The sequence below is a fragment of the Paenibacillus alvei DSM 29 genome (assembly GCF_000293805.1).
Taxonomy (GTDB): domain Bacteria; phylum Bacillota; class Bacilli; order Paenibacillales; family Paenibacillaceae; genus Paenibacillus_B; species Paenibacillus_B alvei.
Genome location: NZ_AMBZ01000008.1, coordinates 112,274 through 132,471, shown reverse-complemented (window position 1 = coordinate 132,471; position 20,198 = coordinate 112,274). Strand labels below are relative to the sequence as shown.

Below are 20,198 nucleotides of genomic sequence, written 5' to 3'. Positions count from 1 at the left end.
TATTTTATTCTTTATTAGGTAAATTTCAAGTTTTATTTGAGGGATTCATGTAACGGGGTAGAATGATTCTGAAACCTCCAATTGTGCAAAGGAGATACATATATAATGACATGGAGTTTGGACAGTGTTGTTGAAAAACATAAGGAAGCGCCATATACGTTTTATGTTCCAAGTGAGTACGTATTAAGCAAGGTTGAGGTTGGTGAGTTGGTCAAGCTCAGCTTTCTCAGTGATGAAGAAGATGCAGAATATTGTGGGGAGAGAATGTGGGTTGAAATCATCCATCGATCAGGTGATGAACTGATTGGAACCTTACGGAATGAGCCGATATCTATCAAGGATTTAGTTTTCGGTCAAGAAATTCATTTTAGAATCGAACATATTTGTGACACGATGCAGCACGATCCTAGCGCTGTCAATTGGGATTATTATTTTGAGAAGAAGGTCGTTGTAACGAACGACGTGTTGGATCGAAATGAATTTAATTTTATGGTAAGGGACTTTCCTAATGAAGGCTCAGAATCGGATACGGGATGGAGTTTCTTTACGGGATATGAAGAACATGATCCTGACGATGTTGATAATTATCAATTTATTTCGATTGGAAAGGTATTGAATATGGATGATTCGATTCTTGCGTTTATAGATCGGGAGCCACAATGTGCCTTTGAAAGGAATCTTGAAACGAAAGAGTTTTATGAGGTATTTGATTATGAATGGGAAGAATAGTTGAAAGGATTGCAAAATGCGTCCTGAGCCTCTCAGAGAAATACAATATGCGAAACACTCGAAAGGAAACTAGATCATGAAAATGAAAATATCAAGCTTAGCTGAAATCATAGCAAAATCCTCCTTCTTAATGGATAATTCATATACATCGGAAGAACTCCTGGAAAATGTGAATTACATTCTTGAATATGTAGATGTTATTGGAGAAGACAATCTTCCTCTTCGGAATCCTCTGAATCTGGACGAGAATGTATATTACTTCAGAAAGCGAGAAGTCCCTTTATCGGGAGAAGAAATGGTAGCGGGGGATTATTTGCTATTTGATTACGTTGGGCACAATGAAGACATGTTTTTAACACAATTTAAATCATTACATGAGCTCGAAGCGGAAATGACGAATAGCGGCGGAATAACAAATCCTTTTACTACTTATCAGATAGCTATTATACATGGTGTTGTAAAGAGATATGATATCTATTTTACAAACAAGCTTGATGGCAAAGAGTATAAGTTTATAAAGGATTTACACGATGCATTGCCCGAATATCGGAGTCCATATTCGGAATCAAACGTGCCTGAAACAAGAGAATACGAAATAACAAACGTAAGGATTGTTTGGAGAGACTCGTAAACGCATAATAATGGAGGCACATCAAATGTTGAAACTAGAACGAGCAACAGCTTTAATAAAGAATCAAAACATTTCAATAATAACGAAATTGGTGGGCCAGCAGGATATGATTCAATGAGTTGGCAAGCAGATATGATGCAATTTTGTAACTATTTTAAGGTGCTCTTTAATGAAGAAATAATAGGGGGAGCTTTAATCGTAATAGAAAGCAGTCAAGTACATAATTTAGGGAGAATTTTTGTTGATCCGAACTTTCAGAATCAAGGAATCGGCATGAAAGTAATACTAGAAATTGAAAGAGTATATCCTGGTTGTAAAAAATGGTGGTTGGATACTCCTAGATGGAGCGTAAAAAATCATCATTTTTATGTAAAGTGCGGATATGCCAAAGTTAGAGAAGAAGGCGACCTTTATATTTTTGAGAAGACTTTATAGAACAGTATTAGCTTTTATTACTCACCGAAATTTGACTTATCTTAGCTCCTTCTCTAATATATTAGGTATCTAACATATTTCCGAGGGTGAGCTGCTTGAACATCTATGAACAAGTAAAACAAATTAATGAAGCTGATTATGCCATTAACCGCTTGATTTACAAACACTATAAACCATATTTAGCTAGCTCTATCACCACTCAGCAAGCTGTATTGCTGGATATTGTATACGCTGCCAACAAGATAACGGTTGGTGAAATTGCTATAGAAATGAACATTAGTTCTAGTGCAGTAAGCCAGCTTATTGCGAAGATGGAGAAAAACCAGTTTATTCATCGTGCAATTAATCCTGATAATCGCCGTGAAGTGTTTATTACGTTAGGAATTAAAGGTGAGGAGTACTTTGAAAAGCAAGAATATGTCGAGCGCTCTGTGGCCGATCGTTTATTTTCTAAACTAACTGTTGCCGAACGTAACGAGTTAGAAAGAATTACAAAAAAATTGAAACAAATTGCAGCTGAAGAGTTCATTTGAGTTCTTCACATCCAATATGTTAGATAACTAATATATTTAGGGGGCTTAATTATGTTTAACTCTATTTATTCTACGCTTGAAAAAATCCAGTTCAACGGAGCAGTTTATGTAGAAACGAGCAATAACGAAATTGCGAATGTAACAATAGGCTTTGCAGATATGGAAAATTCAGTTCCGATTACGGGGGAAACACTATTTAACATTGCTTCCTTAAGCAAAATGTACACTGCTGTGATGGTACTTCAATTAATAGAGCAGAAGGTGATTCATTTTAAAGACAACCTGACAAAATGGTTTGATACAAGTACTTTTAAAGATGTAACGATTGAGGATTTATTGATGCATACATCTGGTATCCCAGAATATATAGGTAATTCCTCAGTTGAAGATTTTGAAGATATTTTACATAACAAGGAGCCTTATTTCCTACCGGGTTGCGGTTGGCTTTATACAAATACAAATTATGTTTTGCTAGCTAAAATTATCGAACAAGCAAGTCAACTTTCTTATGAGGATTATTTACAAAAAATGATTGCCAAGCCTCTTCAACTTCAAAATACGACAACGAAGCCAAAATCGAAACCAATTGCTGCTGGCAAGCTATTTGATTTTATAAATAAGAAATATATCCATGCAACAGATGATCCGATTTTTAAAGATATCAATAAGAAACACGATTTTTATGGTGACGGAGGGATTTATGCTACCGCTCAAGATATTGCCCAATTTGTAAAAGGATTTCTTCAAGGTAAATTAGTATCGCTTGAAATGGTGAATCGCGCACTTACTCCTTCACCGTTACATAGCTCATATGGTTGTGGGTTTATCATTCAAGACGGTTCTTTTGGTCATTCTGGTGGTTGGCCTGGCTATTCGTCGCATTGCTTATGTTCTTTGACAAGCGGAGAGGTGACGGTTCTCTTAACGAATGAAGAGGTAAGTCCTGTTTACGAGCAGCAAATAATAGAATTCTTAGGCCAACCTAATGACAGTAAAGAACCTAATGCTTCAAAGCAACCTAGTATCATGGAATTCAATAGTGCCGATCATATCGCAGGTACTTATCAACTTGCTGATGAATATCAAACATCCTTCATCATTAAAGAGGGGATAAACTTCTATATTTTATCTTTCCATGACCAACATGATACCCAATTATTTAAAGTTAAACCTAACCTGTATTGGATTCGAAATACGATGAGTTATATCCATATTTCTGAAGGAATCTTTATTGATGAAGGCGTAGAAATACCGTTCCATAAACAATAGGCATCTACGAATGCAAAGTGTGAAGGACGGCAAGGCGCGAAGAGCTGACTTTATTGTGTCCCGTTCATCCTAGCAGAAGAAGCTTATCAATAGATAGAAGCCCCATCGCGCGATGGGGCTTCTTTTACCGTACGTACAGCATGGGTGTTATAAATTAGATAATAAAACCAAATATGGATTTTATAATATAAATGGTATATAATATGTATGCAATCAAAATACTGGTAATGGAGGGGTAATGAGAGTGAAAAATTTTTTGAGCAAGTTGACAGGATTCCAGCCTGCTGCCGCACGCTGCATCTTAACGCGCAAAGTGGTTTCCTGCCGCTCCGACGTCCTGTGCATTATGCAAAAAGTGTCCTCCTGGGAGTACTATGTTGATCGAGATACGGGTGAAGTGTGTTCAAGTCAAACAAAAGTAAGATGCGGATGCTAGGAACAAGCCTATTTTCGCCAGAATAGGAACGGGATGAACCAAGGAAGCGATTTGGCCTCTATTAAGATGCTAAATCGCTTCTTTCTGTGGCCGTTTTTCTTACCGCGCTAATTTACTCATTCATAACCGATAAGGGGCCGGGGATCCCTCCGTGGGAACTCGCCGTTTCATTCTCCAGCATGTTCCACAGCATGTTCGAACTCATTAATGAATGATGAGATTCTAGGATTCCGTTTTGATTTACTAGAAAAGCATAGGGTACTTTGCTTACCCCATAAGCGTCCATAATGTCCACAGAACGAACATATTCGATGCCGGAAGGGAGTATCGCCTGAATCTCTTCGTCATTGGATTGCTTATCCGTATTGATAACGACGATGTGTATATCCCAATTTTCAACCACTCTTTCTAAATCAGGCAGTATGCTTTTGCAGGTTTGGCATGTCGTGCTGATAAAGAGAAGCAGCACTTTTCTGTGGTTCAACAATTCCCTTAGAATCACTTTGCGCCCTTGTGAACCCCATTCACGAAAAAGCGGAACTTGCTCACCAATTTGGAGCTCGGTTAACGAAATCCCGCCCACGCTTTTTATTTTCGTAAGAAATTGCCCAATGAGTCTTGCCAGCATGAATATAAGCAGCAACTGGATGAGTACCAGCAATAAAGTAATGATAATGATAAAATCGGTCATTCAAATCCCCTTCCTCGTGTTTTCAGATAAACATCTTCATGAGGTGAATAAGTTTCTTCTTGATGTTGAACACTTCCTTGAACAGATAGAGCAACGAAAAAAGGATGAGAGAGAGCATGAATAGCTCAAGTCCATAAATAAAAGCGATCTCTTCTGTGTACAATGTGTGAGATTTCCATATCCCTACAACCAAAAAAACGAGAAGAAGATTACGAAGCACTAATCCCCAGTTTAGCTGATCATTTTCGAGTATCCCGCCACAGCCGCAATTTATATGCCGATGCCCGCGCATCAAATTGAAACCGATTGCAAAGGTATAAATACTTAGCAGAGAACCTATGGAAACCACATGATAAACCGTGATGCCGGACAAGAGAAGCGAGAGACCTATCGCAAGCTCGGCCGCGGCAAACAATATAAAAGAAGGAACTATGAATCGGGCTGGCACAAGGTAATAAGCATTCATGATGCGAATATGTTCACCATAGTTCAGTGTTTTATGTAAAAAGGTGGAAATAAACAAGAAGGCAAGCACATTTTGGAACATAACAACGAGAGCCATGTTTAGACGACAACCCCGCTTTCCTGATTATAAATTTTGGTTTGCGCCCGATATAAACGATGGTATTCTCCCTGTTGGCGCAAAAGCTCTTGATGTGTGCCTTCCTCGACGATGCGGCCTTCCTTCATCACCAAAATATAGTCCGCCTGGACGGCGACACCAAGACGATGCGTAATGATCAGCACCGCTTTATCATTGTTCTCTTGGAATAATTCATGAATAATATCGAGCTCCGATTCCGGATCCATGGATGAGGTGGGCTCGTCAAGAATGATCACATCGCTATTTTTAAATAGAGCTCTGGATAGGGCCAGCTTTTGCCATTGTCCGCCTGATAATTCATGGCCCCCTTCAAAATGACGTCCTAGCAATGACTCATAATGCTTAGGCAGCTTGGATATGTGCTCATGAATTTTCGTTTTTTGGGCAGCAGCAATCACTTCGGACTTACTTGGGTTTTTCAGATTGCCAAAGCTGATATTCTCCCGGGCGCTGAACTCAAATTCAATGAAATCCTGAAATAAAGCAGCAATCCGTTGATGATAGGATGCAATATCATAGTTGTGCAAAGGAACTTGGTTAACGTATATCGTATTTTCTACCGTATCATACAGACCTAGTATGCATTTGATCAGCGAGGTCTTGCCGGAGCCGTTTTCTCCGATGATAACTATCTTTTGTCCCTTTTTTATAGACAGATGAATATTTTTGAGAGTCGGTTCTATTTGATTCGGATAAGTAAACGTGAGATTTTGCACGCTGATCTGGTTGATGGCGCCGCATTTGATTTGAGAAGATGAGCATGACAGTTCCTCTTTTTGTTGAAAAGATTTGAAATCCTCGATATACAAACTGATTTCGTAGATATTGGATAGTGAAGCGGAAATTTCGGTTAAACTGGACTGAATATTTTGAATCGATTGCAGGGACGCCACGAACGCCCCAATTGCTATCTTTTTGGCCGAGATCAGCAGGATAATTAGAATCCCGGACACAATATAGGTCAACGTGAGCAGCATGCTGCCGACAAGCTCCCATATGCCTTGATTTTTAGATAAATTGTATTTTTCTTGTGCGCTCCGCTTATAGAAGGAAGACCATTTCTCGATCAGATGCGAGCCTAGTCCAAAGAGGCGAATCTCTTTCAAGGAATCTCGTTGGGTTAGGAGATCGGATATGTACATTTCTCTTCTGTGGTAGGGAGTCAGAAATCGAGCGAGCGCATATCTTTTATTGCCGAAACGGATATGAATCATCAGGATCGGAATTGAAAATAGAAAGATAATAACCAGCAATCCCCAATGAATATGGGTAATGTAGCCCACTAACGACACAACCGTGATGATGGTGCTTCCTAAAGACATAATGGCCTTAACCATCGAAACGATTTGGAAGTGGCTATTGATAATTCGCTGGTTCTGATCATAAAAAGACGGATCCTCAAAGGTGGAGTAGGGCAGATTCATAATTTTGCGGAATATCTGTTTTTTGAGCACCAGTCCGAGCAGATTTTCAAGTTTTTGATCATTTAATTGAGATAAAAATTGAAGAATATAGGCAGACAGAATGATGACCATTTGGAAGCATAAAATCGATAACGCTGTGGCAAATCCATGCCCGGGTTGAGCGATTAAAATAACCTCGTTCACGAGTTCTTGCATGGTCCATACGCTAAGCAGAGGCAATAAACCTAGCGCGAGATGAAGCGTAATAGAAACGTAAAAATAGGGTTTGTTCAATCTCCAAATATAAAGAAGGGCAAACCCGGAACCTCGCCAAATAGGTAAGAAAGAATACATCATTTTTCGCCTTTCGTCAGTATTTGCCATCAAAGTAAAAGACAGGTAATATATAAATCGAGTATATACATAATATGGTAGGTTCGCAAGGACGAGATTTTTTATGGCGGAGGTTGATATGGCTATCTATTTTCAATTCGCTTTGCTAGCAAGCGTTATATTTGCAACTATCGTTGTTTACAAAACCTTGTCTTCTATGCTTCAGCGGACGAAAAGCATGGGGGGAGAATGGGAAAGTCGCCGACAATACCCCTTATTGCACCAGCAGGCTCCCTCGTTTGTGTTGCCGGATGTCGGTGATACCCTTTTTGACTTAAGCCATGCCATAGCGAAGAATGGAATCCTGCTTATATTTATCGATTCACACTGCCCATACTGCATCCCCTCATTAGAGAGATGGATACAAGCAAGCATGGAACGGGGAAGCGCCCTAAATGCAGCAGTTTTGCTAAAAGAAAGCGGAATTGGTAGCTACAAAGATCTGTATAGACATAGCAATGGAATCCGATTTTTGCAAGCTGACGAGAACATATTTGAAGCCTACCAGATAACGGAGTATCCATACTTTGTCTATGTGAATTCCAAGCAAGAGATTGTGTATGCTTCTCCGGATCCGGAGGGATGGTGGGGGAGGAAGGACATCCCGCTTCAAAGCTGCGCAGAGTAAAGAGGAATAAATGCTGGAGAAGCTGCGCCTTCAGCACAGCTCCCCGTATTTCCTTGCTAGAACCTGCCGGATCGGAAAATCGACAACAGCAGACAGATGAACATCAAGGCCGCGATGAGGAAGCCGATCTCGATCACGGGAATGTCCCAGAGCAGCGTCGGCCTCCTGCTTAGCGAGGAGCCAACGATCAGCCCGACCATAATAACACTAAAGGCAAGCAGCACGATGCTGAAGGAGAGCCGGTTGCTGATCTGATCGAGCTTGTGCAGCACCTCTTCCAGATCTGGCAGCTCCATTTCGGCCTTGATCTTGCCCCTGCTGAGCAGGTGTGAGAGCCGGTTCGCCTGCATCGGCAGATCGGATACCGCTTGCACCAGATCGAGCGTGCCGCCGGCCATCTTCTTCTGGATGCGGCGGAGGCTGTACTTCTCCTTCAGCAACTTGACGCCGAACGGCTCAGCCATATTGAGGATAGAAATGGTCGGATTGAGCCTCTCCACAATGCCTTCCAAGGTGAGCAGCGCCTTGGCCAACAGTATCAGATCGGGAGGGTAGACAATCCGGTGCTTCTCGGCGACGGCGAACAAGTCAATGAAGAGACTGTCCGAGGCTCACCTTGGAGAACGGGCACGTCGTAATACCGATCCCGCAGCCTATCCAGGTCGCGGCGCAGCGCATCCATATCCGTCATGTCGGAGATGAGGCAGAGCCGGGCAATCGCCCGGAGCATGACCGACGTTCGGTGCTGCATCAGCGCAATAATCAGCTCCGCTAAATTCTCTTTCATTTCCCCGCCCAGTTGTCCGACCATGCCGAAGTCGATTAGGGCGATCCGGTTCTGATCGAGCACCATAATATTGCCCGGATGGGGGTCGACGTGGAAGAAGCCATCGATGAAGATCAGGTGCAGCATCGCATGCACGAGGCGCTTGGCGATCGATTTGCGCTCCGGCCCGTTCGGGAACCGTTCCATATAGTGGTTCAGCATCATGCCGTCCATATATTCCATTATCAGCACCTTGGCCGAGGATCGTTCCCAATCGATGCGCGGAATATGGATGCCGGGATCTCTGCGCAGCAGCTGCGCCATCTTATCGGTGTTGCGCCCTTCATGCTGATAGTCGAGCTCGGCAATCATTGACTGGGCGAATTCCTGAAGCCGTTCGCCCAGTGTCTTCGTCTGCGGCGTTTCGTGTGTAGGGACAATACCCGACTCAGTCCAATTTCCTCCACAACATAGCCGAAGCCATAACGCATCAACGCCATGGCGATATCGCGGTAGCGGCCCGCATGCCTAATCCGCACGGCCCGTCCGTCTCCATATTCGGCTGTCCATCCTCATCGCCAGGTTCATCTGAGCTAGCCCCTTCGAGCTGGACAATCCGCTGCTCCAGCATCATCATCCGTTGCTTCAGTGCGATCAGGTCGGAACTGGCGGCCATATCGAAGTCCTGCAGCTTGCGCTTCACCATATCCTGAATAGAGGCGCTGAAGGAGGCTTGCTCCTCTTGCCCCCGTTCCACGAGTTGGTTAACAAGCGCTTTCGACTGCTCGGGAGCGATTTGTCCCTTCTGGACAAGCTCGTCCACGGCTGCCTCGATTTTCTCCTTGCTGACCACGGCGAGGCCCCAGCCCAGGGAGACCGCTTTTTTTCAACAAATCACTCACGTTCCCAATTCCTCCCTCATCGTAATATCCCTAATATGCCCAGGAGGATCTAATTGCATTGATACACCCGAGAGGAGGAGGGAGAACACGATCAGTGAGCCATCCGCTTCCATCAGTCTTACAGATTGGCGAACTCATAGATCGCACGGGCATAGAATGACGTTGCCTTCAGCATCTCGCCAATGATGTACTCATCGACCTGATGCACGCTCTCTTTTACGCCTGGGAAAGTGCGCCGAAGGCTGCGCCATTGTCGAGACCGCAGAGTGCATTCTGTCGAGAGCAGCGTGGGCTTCTACTCCGTCACTTCCTCGTATGTACTATAATCAAAGGATAAAACTTAACTATTATAGAGGTAATGACTACTGATCAGTTATAAACCATAAGAGAAGTAGTCCCAATAAGAAATCAAAGACTATCCAAACATTTATGTTTAAAATCAATACTAACAAATGGATTTTTTTATGTTATGATAATATTAATCCTCAAGGAGTCACGGCACCCCAGATTTAACAGCAAATGAGGTCAAATAAGGAGATTCAATGTTTTTGAATCTAGAGTTTAACGAAGGGGTCTCAATTGATATTCCTTTCCACTGAGAACAGGGGTCTTTGCTCTCAGGTTGAATTTTTTTGCTGTTTAAGATTGCTGTTTTCAAGTCGTTGGTGAGAAAAGCATAATGGGGATGATCGCTAATCAAAAATTGGTGGTACCACGAAGTTATTGCGTAGAGCATTTTTATGTCCAAAAAAGCAGTACTAGCGCAATTAAGGGGGCTCGCAGGGCTGTTATTCACTGGAATCGGCAAACCAAAACAATAACGCTCGGTAAGTAGTTGAGTGATGGCATTGGTTTTGTGCATTCCGATTGACTATCTGGATGAATGAGTCAAGCAGGCAGATGCGCCTATATCTTTTCTACAAATACATTAGCATGTAAGGACGGTAAAAATGATCAACAGACAAACTAAAACAGACGTTATCTTAATTGGTGCCGGAATCATGAGTGCGACATTGGGGACAATTCTAAAAGAATTAGCACCGGACTGGGAAATTACTGTGTTTGAAAAGCTTGCAAACGCAGGAGAGGAAAGCTCCAACGAGTGGAATAATGCAGGAACTGGGCATGCTGCACTCTGCGAGCTTAACTATACCGTCGAAAAACCGGACGGATCAATAGATATAAGTAAAGCAATTAAAATTAACGAGCAATTTCAGGTGTCCAAGCAATTTTGGGCTTACCTAGTAAACAACAATCTCATTCGCAATCCGCAGGACTTTATTATGCCTTTGCCTCATATGAGCATGGTACAAGGGGATAAAAATGTTGCATTTCTGAAAAAAGATTTGAAGCGCTATCATCGAACCCTTTGTTCCAGGGAATGGAATTTTCCGATGATCCGGTTAAATTGCATGAATGGATTCCGCTCATTATGGAAGGCAGAACTGTAAATGAACCGATGGCGGCAACTAAAATTGATTCCGGAACGGATGTCAACTTCGGCGCCTTAACGCGCATACTTCTTGATCATTTAACGAAGAGAAATGTCAAGATTCATTACAGGCAAAGTGTGGAAGACCTCAAGCGTACGAGAGATGGAGCTTGGGAACTAAAGGTGCGCAATCTCCAAAGTGGTTCTGTTGAACGACATACGGCCAATTTCGTCTTTATTGGCGGCGGCGGTGGAAGCCTGCATTTGCTGCAAAAGTCCCGTATCCCTGAAGGAAAAGGAATCGGAGGCTTCCCTGTAAGCGGGCTATTTATGGTGTGCAACAATCCAGAAATTATCGAGCAGCATCATGCCAAGGTATATGGAAAAGCACCTGTTGGCGCTCCGCCGATGTCTGTACCGCATCTTGACACACGATATATTGACAACAAAAAACATTGCTCTTCGGGCCGTTTGCCGGCTTTTCGCCTAAGTTTTTGAAAACAGGCTCCATGTTTGATTTGATCACATCTGTCAAGCCGCACAACCTCGTGACAATGCTGGCAGCAGGGGCTAAGAACGTTCCGCTGACTAGATACCTGATTCAGCAAGTTATGTTATCGAAAGAAAAGCGCATGAGGGATTTACGCGATTTTGTTCCGAACGCCAAGAGCGAGGATTGGGACTTGGTCGTAGCAGGACAGCGTGTGCAAGTGATCAAGGACACTTCACATGGCGGTAAAGGAACGCTTCAATTTGGCACAGAGGTCATTAATGCCGCAGATGGTTCGATTGCTGCGCTGCTTGGCGCTTCACCGGGGGCTTCCACTGCTGTTCATGTCATGCTGAAAGTCATTGAGCAATGCTTCCCTCAGCATTTGAAAGAATGGGAACCAAAGATTAAACTGATGATTCCATCCTATGGTCAGTCCTTAGCGGGTAATCCTGAGCTTATCCGTGAAATTCAAGCAGCAACGGCAAAATCACTTGGTTTGCACAATGAGTTACAGCCAGTCATGTAGACAATCGCATCTAATAGCAAAAGGCAAGCGGTCTTCATCCGGTACGTCATGGATTGGGGCCGCTTTATTATTTGCTAACGACGCTTGGATGCGATGAATCGTAGAGAATGCAATGATGCTACAATGAAATAATACTTACAGAGGAGCTGAATCCTCAACGTCACGTAATGTATGGTAGCTGATTAGGGGGATATTTCCAACATTTGAGATGCGACTGAGATAAAGAGTAAGAGGAAGGAAGAATAATGAAAATGGAGAGATCGAATAAAACAATTAGAACATGTAAACGAGGCCACCAGTACGAGAGAAGCAGTGATTGTCCAATTTGTCCAATCTGCGAGCGAGAGCGAAAACCGGATCAAGAATTTATGTCCCTGCTTTCGGCGCCGGCTAGACGTGCATTGGAGAACATCGGCATTACTTCTCTGGACGAACTGGCAACATACAGCGAAAAAGAGATATTGAAACTGCATGGGATGGGGCCAGCCTCGATGCCGAAGTTAAAATCTGTTTTGCATGAAGCAGGATTGTCATTCAAATTGTAATCAATCAAATGCTAAAGCTGCTTATGAATAAAGAAAGACGTCATGACAGTAAGGAGAAATAGGGATGTCAATATGGGGATAGATGCACCGCTTTGGATTTTGCTCGTAATCGGGATTGCCTTTTCCCCTTCTGAAAGGTAGATGAGGGTTGCTAGACATTTGCTAAGAAGCTGAGATTCGATGGCACATACAGACCGCTTGAAGAGATACATATTGCATCAAACATAAGTAAGGAGAGCAGCAGTCTCAACCAACCACCTTCCGATCCACTGCTGCTTCCCTTTATCTATACTCATCCTTTTGTACAAAAGAAGCAAGTGCATTACTTTCGTTGCATTACTTTCATTGCATTACATTCATTGCATATTCCAATTCAAGATCAATCCCATCTACATATTTCGCTATAAATGTATTTCGATTCAAGGGAATTTGAATATCGGGTACAACGCCGCCATTTCCGCTATAATCGCTGTCTCCTTGAATCTCGTAATGCTGGTTCAAAGATCTTCCATCTGGCAATCTAACCGTGAACCCCTCAGGCATGTTAATCGCTATTGCGTTTGTAACCACACCAAAAGAGCCATTTGTAGGAGTCAATCCGATGATTTTCACGTTCGGCAAGCCCTTTAGAACGAGAGGGAGTCCTTCACCGGTGCTGATCGTTTGACTGTTGATTAAGATCGCAATCTTTCCATTATATATTGGCTTATTCGGAGTAACCATTCGTTTTTCATTATAGTTAATTTCGAACTTCTTGGTGTTTCGGTTATAAAAGCTCGTTATTTCGTAAAAGCGTTCTTTCGTGACAAAATGCCCAGCTATATCAGCAGCTAGTTGATCGTACCCGCCTTTATTGTCGCGAAGATCAATAATTAAGCCTTTCATCTGTTTATCGAGAAACTGCTGTAGATAATCGGACACGATGTTGTTAGAGGTTGAGAGAAGATCCTCTGGAAACCAAGAGAGTTTCAAATAACCGTAGCCGCTACTAAGAAGTTTTCCTTCAATGGCATCATGGCCGGCAATTGCTCGTTGCAGCGTCTTGAAGTTGTCATCGTACGCTTGCAGAGTAACTTTTTTGGCTTCCTTGTCGTCTAGGTTGATATATTCGACTGTAACATCCTTACCAACCGGAGCTCTTGTCATAAGCAGTCCTTGATTGTATGTTTTAGCTTGCTCGGTAGCTAATGAGGCTGCGATGATGCCGGAGTTATTGTAAGCTTCTTTACCGTTGCGTCCATCCCAGGTCACTATTTCTGCGCCAATTTTTATACCAGCTTTGTCTGCGGGGCTATCCTTGATTACTTTATTTACAAGTACCGTACCATCATCCAACCGAATCGCCGTAATCCCGAATCCTCCTCCGATTTCAGCTTTGAGCTCTGTCATGATGTTGGTTAAGGCTACATGACCATCGGGAATCGAGCTGATGTATTCCTTAAGGGTATGGTAATACAGAGCTTTATCATGTTTCTGTTCGGCTTTTTGAAAAAGCGGCTCGTATTTGCTTCTTAGTTCATCCCAATTGATTTTTTTCCAATCTCCAAATGGGTACTCAATCGACAATCGTTCATTCATCTTCACAAAAGCTTGCGAATAACCCATATCACTTAATTCACTAGTGGGATTGTACCTAAGTTCACCTGCAAACATAAGGGCGATTACGAATGGGATAGCCCCGATTATACACAAGATCACTCTTGCCACGCGATGCTTAGGCATAGGCCTGTGGTTGCCAGGTCTAAATACCCTCTTTATCGTGCAGAGGAAGAGAAGGAAAGTCCAAGCATAAATCAATAGAGACAAGTCTGATGTGTCACCATATGCGATGCAGAGAACAGCAAGCAAAACGTTGGCACTTGGCAAAAAGTCAAACCATCTGTGGGTCTTCTGAATCGGTACTGCATACCAGAACAGGACAATTAGATTTATGACAGCAAGAGCTATCTGCCAAATTGTAAACCATTTGATGGAATCGATCGTCCCATAAAAACTCATGAGTTTGCTCCTCCTTACAAATCAGTTCTTCTATATAGCCATTCACAAGCTGCCTGAACAATACTTAAAAAATGCCTAAATTTTGAGGGGTGCATGAAATGACAAGCAGGGAATTGATACCTATTCAAAAAGGAATTGTTGCAATTGCAATACTGTTGCTTCTTTTGCTCACAACCGGCTGCGAAGAAGAGAGACACATGATTTCAATCAAGCTCGAATGTGAGCAAACATCAATGGCCGAGAAATGCACCAATTACGAAAGCAATGACGAGAAGGTCATTCAAAAATTCGAAAGGGCGATCGAGACAGCAACCAAGATGTCAGGTGAACTGAACTATGTGCCGCAATACATGGTTACAATCCACTATTCGGACAACGCTGTAGAACAATATCATTTGTCCATCGGAACAGATCAAGCCAAAAAGGGGATTGTTGTAAATCTTGCAGCTTCGCAGATTGGCTATGAGATCGGAAAAAGCTATACCAATCAATTGCGCAAAATATTGGGGCAATAAGATGACAATTATTATTGGCATATCGCTGGGCTATATTTTTATATGAATTTGGGTGCGCACCAACCAACCTACAACCATCAGGTGGCTTGTTATGATCGATTATGAACGGCTTAGTGGAAATCTCATTGCCTTAGTCCTTATAGTAAGAGGATTTTGAGCGATCCGTCTTATAATAGAAAGTATCAAGGAATGGGTCGTTCTATAAACTCGCTCACATCATAAACAAGAACATTTGTTCTTTATCAGGAAGTAGTTTGATAGTACAATACGCAAGGTGAAGTAGTATTTACCATGACGAGGTGTTGCAAATGGAAAAATATATCGTGATTAAGAACCACAGATCCAATTACCCCAACCCGCTCAAATTAGTGAAGGGACAATCCGTCATTGTCGGGGAAGTTTATAAAGGGACGGAAAACTGGGAGAACTGGATTTTCTGTACGACGAATAAAGAGGAAAACCAAAAAATCAGCGGATGGGTGCCGATGCAGTTTCTCGATGCTAAGGGAGCGGAAGGAATTGCATTAGTGGATTATACCGCACGAGAATTGAATGTGAATGAAGGCGATAGACTCGCAGGCCACAAAGAACTGAATGGCTGGGTATGGTGTACGCACCGAATGAACTTCGAAGAAGGATGGGTACCAAAGGAAAATTTACAACTTGAAAATGAATAGATTTCTTAACTAGGAGGCTGCTTCGTTGAATGACATTCATATCCTAACAAAAACAAAAATCAATAGACTGCTCGGATTCATTGATTGCTTTCAAAACGCCGATCATGAACATCTTCAATTCGTGAACGGATATCCGAGTGAAAGCCAAGAGGTTATTGCGTTTCGGAAAGCGCTCGAAGAGTGCGGATTTTTGATTGTATTTGATTGGAGGGCGTGGATTTCGGAGCACGAAATATATAAGGATATCGAGCAAAATATTGAAGAGCAGATTAAAAAGGCGGACGTCGATACGCTGCGCAAGCTGATGACCTGCTATATTCGCGGTGACCGTTTTAATGAAGGATTGTTTGCTGCTGTTGTTCAAAACGGGAATGTTGCGAAAATCTTATACCGATTAAGTGAATTATTTCCGGAGAAATAAAATGTGTTAAATCAACGAGTTATCGTGGGGAAACGGTGACTCGTTTTTATTTTTCAAAACATTATAACGTTATATTGACTCCTCAATGACGCGGTGCTACAATGAATTCAAACATTATAATGTTTGAATGGGTTTATTGTTATGAATCTAGTAGGCATTCATAGATTATTACTCAAAGCGAGGTGAACAGCATGAGCGAACGGATCGTCGTAAGAGGCGTGAAGCGTCTGGACGGAACAGCTATGGACATCGTGATTGAAGATGAAATCCTTGCACATATCACGGAAGCAGGCGAGGGTCAAGGGGAACATATTCTGGATTACAGCGGCTCCGATACCTTTGTGTCCAGCGGCTGGATTGATATGCATGTCCATGCTTTTGAGGAGTTCGATCCTTACGGAGATGCGATCGATAAGATCGGTGTGGAACAAGGTGTTGCGACCATCGTCGATGCCGGCAGCTTGGGTGCGGAACGGATTGGTGAGTTAAGAGAGAAGGCTGGACAGTCAGATACAAATGTACTTGCGTTTCTCAATATATCCAAAATCGGACTAAAACGAATCGACGAATTATCAGATTTGGCATGGATTGATGAATCCGCTGTGCAGGAAGCCATAGAAAAGCATAGGGATTTCATCATCGGTCTAAAGGCGCGGATTAGCCGTAGTGTTGTACGGGGCAGCGGTATTGAACCGCTTCGAATGGCACGGCAATTTTCTAAGGACACAGGGCTTCCTATTATGGTACATATCGGATCGGCCCCACCCAATATTGAAGAGATTGTCCCATATTTACAGGATAAGGATGTCATTACTCATTATTTGAATGGCAAGCCGAATAACTTATTTGATGATAATGGTGAACCGCTTCGCGTATTGCTCGACGCAATCGCACGCGGCGTTCATCTCGATGTGGGTCATGGAACCGCGAGCTTCTCCTTCTGCGTAGCGGAGGCAGCTAAGCGGAACGGCGTTCCGCTCCACACGATCAGCTCGGACATTTATCGGGGGAACCGGCTGAATGGTCCGGTATATAGCCTTGCTCACGTGTTGTCCAAGTTCCTTTATCTTGGCTATACATTAGATGAAGTGATTGCGTCAGTAACGACACGCGCTGCAACATGGCTTGGCAAGCCAGAGCTTGGCCGAATCCAGGTGGGCGATCGCGCGAACTTGACGCTATTCGAAGTAAGGAATGAACCGATTCAGCTTATCGATTCGGAGGGCGATGTCCGTACGGGGCATCAACATATCGTAACGAAGGGAGTATTTGCAAATGGCAAGTACGTTGCATGCGAAGTACGGACTGAAGCGCGTCATTAATGCGAGTGGACGAATGAGCATTTTGGGAGTTTCCGCTGTGTCGGACACGGTTATGGAGGCCATGAAGCTCGGCGGACAAAGCTATGTAGAAGTTGCTGACCTTGTCAACAAAGCGGGGGATTATGTTGCTGAACTTATCGGCTCGGAAGCGGCTGTAATCGTGAATTCAGCATCGAGCGGGATTGCACTCTCGGTAGCTGGCGTTGTCACGCAGGGAGATCGTCGTAAGAGTCTTCGACTGCATCAGGATCCGATCGAGAAGAACGAAATTATCATTTTAAAAGGCCACAACGTACAGTACGGTGCTCCTGTTGAAACGATGGTGTATTTAGGGGGAGGCAAGCTTGTAGAGGTCGGATATGCAAATGAGGGAAAGGTTGAGCATATTGAGGATGCGATTCACGACAAGACAGCAGCGATTCTGTATGTGAAATCCCATCATGCCGTCCAGAAAAATATGATTTCGGTCGAAGAAGCCTGGGAAGTCGCACAGCGAAATGGAATACCGCTCATCGTCGATGCGGCCGCGGAAGAAGATGTGCAGAAGTACGTACAAGTCTCCGATCTGGCGATCTATAGCGGTTCGAAGGCTATTGAAGGACCTACAACGGGCATCGTTGCCGGGAAGCGGCAAGCCGTTGAATGGGTAAAGGCACAGCTGCATGGCATCGGACGCAGCATGAAAGTCGGAAAAGAATCGGTATTTGGATTGCTGCAGGCGTTGGATGAATATATGGTGAAGGAAGACAAAAGCGAGCAAGAGAAGGTGGAGCTTGCCAAGCTAATGCCGCTTAATGAGCTTGAGGGCGTTTCCTGTACGATCGTGCAGGATGAAGCGGGACGCGCCATTTTCCGTGCACGAATCAGCATTGATTCTGCTCTGTCCGGCACAACTGCGAGAGAAGTCGTGACAGGACTTCAAGCGGGTGAGATCGCTATTTATACCCGAGATTATGGGGTTAGACAAGGATACTTTGATATCGATCCGCGTCCACTTATGGGCGATGACATGGATGTTATTGCAGCACATATTCGTAAACTAGTAGGAGGGGCTACACATGTCTAATATGGATAAACGCTTGTACAAAGGACGTGCAGCGCTGAACGTGCTGGCCAACAGTGTGGAGAACGCGAAGGAAGTATTCAAGGCGGCAGAAGGGCATGTGCTGGTAGGCGTACTGTCCAAAAATTATCCGACTGTCGAAGCAGCCGTCGCAGCGATGAAGGCGTACGGGGCAGCAATTGATGATGCGGTATCGATTGGACTTGGCGCCGGAGACAATCGCCAAGCGGCAGTGGTAGCCGAGATTGCAAAATATTATGGCGGCGGACACATCAACCAGGTGTTCCCGGCAGTTGGGGCAACTCGTGCAAACTTGGGCGGCAAGGATAGCTGGATTAACAGCTTAGTGTCACCGACCGGACAGGTTGGATATGTCAACATTTCGACGGGCCCTGTAAGTGCGGATCAAGCAGACAAAGCGATTGTTCCAATTAAGAGTGCAATCGCGCTCGTGCGTGATATGGGTGGAAATGCTTTGAAATACTTCCCAATGAATGGGCTTGCCTGTGAACAGGAGCTTCGTGCTGTTGCGCAGGCATGCGGCGAGGCAGGATTCGCGCTTGAGCCAACGGGCGGCATCGATCTTGACAACTTCGAAGCCATTTTGCGGATTTCGCTTGAAGCGAACGTGCCGATCGTAATCCCGCATGTGTACTCATCCATTATCGATCAAGCAACAGGCAAGACGAAGGTGGAAGACATCCATACCCTATACGCAGTGATGAAAAAATGGGTCGAGCATTATGCTTAATGTGCCTAAGCAGGGCTTCAAGAGAGTTGCTGCTTTCGGAGAAGTGATGATGCGGCTGACGGTTCCGGGAGTTGAGCGGTTGAGTCAAGCCAGCAGGCTTGATTACTCGTTTTCAGGAACGGGCGTTAATGTCAGCTCGCAGCTGGCCCGCTTCGGTCACGAAGCATATTTAGTATCCAGATTGCCGGACAATCCGTTTGGGGAAGCTGCTGAAGCCTATTTGCGCAAGCTTGGAATTGGTACGGCGTTCATCACCCAGGGCGGCAAATATATCGGAATGTACGTTTTGGAGAAGGGGTTCGGGGCGCGTCCAGGCCGTGTGACTTATACAGACCGGCTTGGGAGCAGTTTCAATACAGCTCCCGAGGATACATATTCCTATGCAGATATCGCAGCCAATATTGACGCGATTCATTTCTGCGGTATTGCACTTGCCATGAATGATAGTGTACGCCGCCATATGAAGGCGCTGGCATATGCAGTGAAGGCAGCAGGAGGATTAGTCATCTTCGATTGCAATTATCGTCCTGCGCATTGGGGAGAGGGCGGTTATGCGAAGGCTAAAACCCACTATGAAGAAATGCTGCGTGCTGCCGATATTGTCATGATGAATGAGATGGACGCCATGCTGACATTAGGAATGGAGACCGAGAAGCTGGATCGGCGTGAACAACTAGAGGAGTTGATTCCGCGCGTCGCCAAGCAGTATAATATTTCGGTCATCGCAGGTACTCATCGCTCGATCCATGAGAATCAGATGCATTCGCTGCAAGGTTTTTTATATAAGCAGGAATCCTTTGCGTTTTCAGAACGGTTAACATTTGCTGTCCATGATCGAATTGGAGCAGGTGATGCCTACACTTGCGGCATTCTGCACGGAGAATTTCAAGGCTATTCGCCGGAACAAACGGTAGAATTCGCTGCTGCTTCTAGTATGCTGGCGCATACGATCGAAGGTGATACGCCAATGGCGACCGAACGAGAGGTGCTGCGGGCAATGGTGGAGTCAGGGATAGATGTGGAAAGGTAGGCCGT

Annotated in this window: 22 protein-coding genes and 1 pseudogene; 15 read left to right on the top strand and 8 right to left on the bottom strand. The window is 44.0% G+C overall.

Annotated features, from left to right (window positions below; genetic code table 11):
• Positions 1 to 105: 105 nt before the first annotated feature.
• The 5 genes from PAV_RS23280 to PAV_RS23260 all read left to right on the top strand — a co-directional run bounded on the left by PAV_RS23280 (position 106) and on the right by PAV_RS23260 (position 3,597).
• On the top strand, positions 106 to 729 hold the full coding sequence (locus tag PAV_RS23280) for an immunity protein Imm33 domain-containing protein (RefSeq protein ID WP_005550305.1): 624 nt from the start codon (positions 106 to 108) through the stop codon (positions 727 to 729).
• Positions 730 to 805: 76 nt separating this feature from the next.
• Positions 806 to 1,360, top strand: a complete 555-nt coding sequence (locus tag PAV_RS23275; RefSeq protein ID WP_005550303.1) for a hypothetical protein — start codon at positions 806 to 808, stop codon at positions 1,358 to 1,360.
• 114 nt (positions 1,361 to 1,474) lie between these two features.
• Positions 1,475 to 1,795: a GNAT family N-acetyltransferase gene (locus PAV_RS23270; protein ID WP_005550301.1), complete on the top strand. Its 321-nt coding sequence runs from the start codon at positions 1,475 to 1,477 to the stop codon at positions 1,793 to 1,795.
• A gap of 95 nt (positions 1,796 to 1,890) precedes the next feature.
• The gene (locus tag PAV_RS23265; RefSeq protein ID WP_005550297.1) at positions 1,891 to 2,328 is read left to right on the top strand and encodes a MarR family winged helix-turn-helix transcriptional regulator; all 438 of its coding nucleotides are present in this window, start codon (positions 1,891 to 1,893) and stop codon (positions 2,326 to 2,328) included.
• A 51-nt stretch (positions 2,329 to 2,379) separates the two neighbouring features.
• Complete coding sequence (locus PAV_RS23260; protein ID WP_005550296.1) at positions 2,380 to 3,597, top strand: serine hydrolase domain-containing protein; 1,218 nt, start codon at positions 2,380 to 2,382, stop codon at positions 3,595 to 3,597.
• A gap of 213 nt (positions 3,598 to 3,810) precedes the next feature.
• Here the strand turns inward: PAV_RS23260 and PAV_RS37020 are convergent, their stop codons facing one another.
• From PAV_RS37020 to PAV_RS23245, 4 genes are all read right to left on the bottom strand, one after another.
• Positions 3,811 to 3,942 (bottom strand): hypothetical protein, encoded by a 132-nt coding sequence (locus PAV_RS37020; protein WP_262866831.1) that lies wholly within the window; start codon positions 3,940 to 3,942, stop codon positions 3,811 to 3,813.
• 203 nt (positions 3,943 to 4,145) lie between these two features.
• The gene (locus tag PAV_RS23255; protein ID WP_005550294.1) at positions 4,146 to 4,724 is read right to left on the bottom strand and encodes a TlpA family protein disulfide reductase; all 579 of its coding nucleotides are present in this window, start codon (positions 4,722 to 4,724) and stop codon (positions 4,146 to 4,148) included.
• Positions 4,725 to 4,746: 22 nt separating this feature from the next.
• Complete coding sequence (locus tag PAV_RS23250; RefSeq protein WP_005550293.1) at positions 4,747 to 5,286, bottom strand: MauE/DoxX family redox-associated membrane protein; 540 nt, start codon at positions 5,284 to 5,286, stop codon at positions 4,747 to 4,749.
• Between the two features lie 2 nt (positions 5,287 to 5,288).
• Positions 5,289 to 7,025 (bottom strand): ABC transporter ATP-binding protein, encoded by a 1,737-nt coding sequence (locus PAV_RS23245; protein ID WP_157267219.1) that lies wholly within the window; start codon positions 7,023 to 7,025, stop codon positions 5,289 to 5,291.
• Between the two features lie 163 nt (positions 7,026 to 7,188).
• Between PAV_RS23245 and PAV_RS23240 the strand changes: the two genes are divergently transcribed.
• Positions 7,189 to 7,752, top strand: a complete 564-nt coding sequence (locus PAV_RS23240; protein WP_040736640.1) for a peroxiredoxin family protein — start codon at positions 7,189 to 7,191, stop codon at positions 7,750 to 7,752.
• A 56-nt stretch (positions 7,753 to 7,808) separates the two neighbouring features.
• Here PAV_RS23240 and PAV_RS37925 read toward each other — a convergent pair whose 3' ends face one another.
• From PAV_RS37925 to PAV_RS23230, 3 genes are all read right to left on the bottom strand, one after another.
• Complete coding sequence (locus tag PAV_RS37925; protein WP_476638847.1) at positions 7,809 to 8,285, bottom strand: hypothetical protein; 477 nt, start codon at positions 8,283 to 8,285, stop codon at positions 7,809 to 7,811.
• Positions 8,286 to 8,290: 5 nt separating this feature from the next.
• Complete coding sequence (locus tag PAV_RS37920; RefSeq protein ID WP_005550287.1) at positions 8,291 to 8,890, bottom strand: AarF/ABC1/UbiB kinase family protein; 600 nt, start codon at positions 8,888 to 8,890, stop codon at positions 8,291 to 8,293.
• A gap of 118 nt (positions 8,891 to 9,008) precedes the next feature.
• Positions 9,009 to 9,371 carry a phasin family protein gene (locus tag PAV_RS23230; protein ID WP_372515461.1) on the bottom strand — a complete coding sequence of 121 codons (363 nt, stop codon included), beginning with the start codon at positions 9,369 to 9,371 and terminating at the stop codon, positions 9,009 to 9,011.
• Positions 9,372 to 10,370: 999 nt separating this feature from the next.
• Between PAV_RS23230 and mqo the strand changes: the two are divergent.
• Positions 10,371 to 11,871, top strand: a pseudogene (gene mqo, locus PAV_RS23225) (malate dehydrogenase (quinone)).
• Positions 11,872 to 12,122: 251 nt separating this feature from the next.
• Complete coding sequence (locus PAV_RS23220; RefSeq protein ID WP_005550283.1) at positions 12,123 to 12,416, top strand: RNA polymerase alpha subunit C-terminal domain-containing protein; 294 nt, start codon at positions 12,123 to 12,125, stop codon at positions 12,414 to 12,416.
• A gap of 342 nt (positions 12,417 to 12,758) precedes the next feature.
• On the opposite strand, the gene PAV_RS23215 is transcribed toward PAV_RS23220, so the two are convergent.
• On the bottom strand, positions 12,759 to 14,414 hold the full coding sequence (locus PAV_RS23215; protein ID WP_005550282.1) for a S41 family peptidase: 1,656 nt from the start codon (positions 14,412 to 14,414) through the stop codon (positions 12,759 to 12,761).
• A gap of 98 nt (positions 14,415 to 14,512) precedes the next feature.
• Between PAV_RS23215 and PAV_RS23210 the strand changes: the two genes are divergently transcribed.
• From PAV_RS23210 to PAV_RS23180, 7 genes are all read left to right on the top strand, one after another.
• Positions 14,513 to 14,929, top strand: a complete 417-nt coding sequence (locus PAV_RS23210) for a YhfM domain-containing protein (protein WP_005550280.1) — start codon at positions 14,513 to 14,515, stop codon at positions 14,927 to 14,929.
• A 308-nt stretch (positions 14,930 to 15,237) separates the two neighbouring features.
• Positions 15,238 to 15,606, top strand: a complete 369-nt coding sequence (locus PAV_RS23205) for an SH3 domain-containing protein (RefSeq protein WP_005550278.1) — start codon at positions 15,238 to 15,240, stop codon at positions 15,604 to 15,606.
• A 25-nt stretch (positions 15,607 to 15,631) separates the two neighbouring features.
• Positions 15,632 to 16,027: a DUF6508 domain-containing protein gene (locus tag PAV_RS23200; protein ID WP_005550277.1), complete on the top strand. Its 396-nt coding sequence runs from the start codon at positions 15,632 to 15,634 to the stop codon at positions 16,025 to 16,027.
• Between the two features lie 191 nt (positions 16,028 to 16,218).
• The gene (locus PAV_RS23195) at positions 16,219 to 17,349 is read left to right on the top strand and encodes an amidohydrolase/deacetylase family metallohydrolase (protein WP_005550276.1); all 1,131 of its coding nucleotides are present in this window, start codon (positions 16,219 to 16,221) and stop codon (positions 17,347 to 17,349) included.
• Entirely contained in the window at positions 17,303 to 18,415 is a 1,113-nt protein-coding gene (locus PAV_RS23190; protein ID WP_005550275.1) for a DgaE family pyridoxal phosphate-dependent ammonia lyase, read from the top strand. Before PAV_RS23195 ends, PAV_RS23190 begins: the two co-directional genes overlap by 47 nt.
• Positions 18,408 to 19,163, top strand: coding sequence for a 2-dehydro-3-deoxy-phosphogluconate aldolase (dagF, locus tag PAV_RS23185; RefSeq protein ID WP_005550274.1), 756 nt, complete (start codon positions 18,408 to 18,410; stop codon positions 19,161 to 19,163). The genes PAV_RS23190 and dagF overlap by 8 nt, the downstream gene beginning before the upstream one ends.
• Complete coding sequence (locus tag PAV_RS23180) at positions 19,156 to 20,193, top strand: sugar kinase (protein ID WP_005550273.1); 1,038 nt, start codon at positions 19,156 to 19,158, stop codon at positions 20,191 to 20,193. Before dagF ends, PAV_RS23180 begins: the two co-directional genes overlap by 8 nt.
• The last annotated feature ends 5 nt before the right edge of the window (positions 20,194 to 20,198 follow it).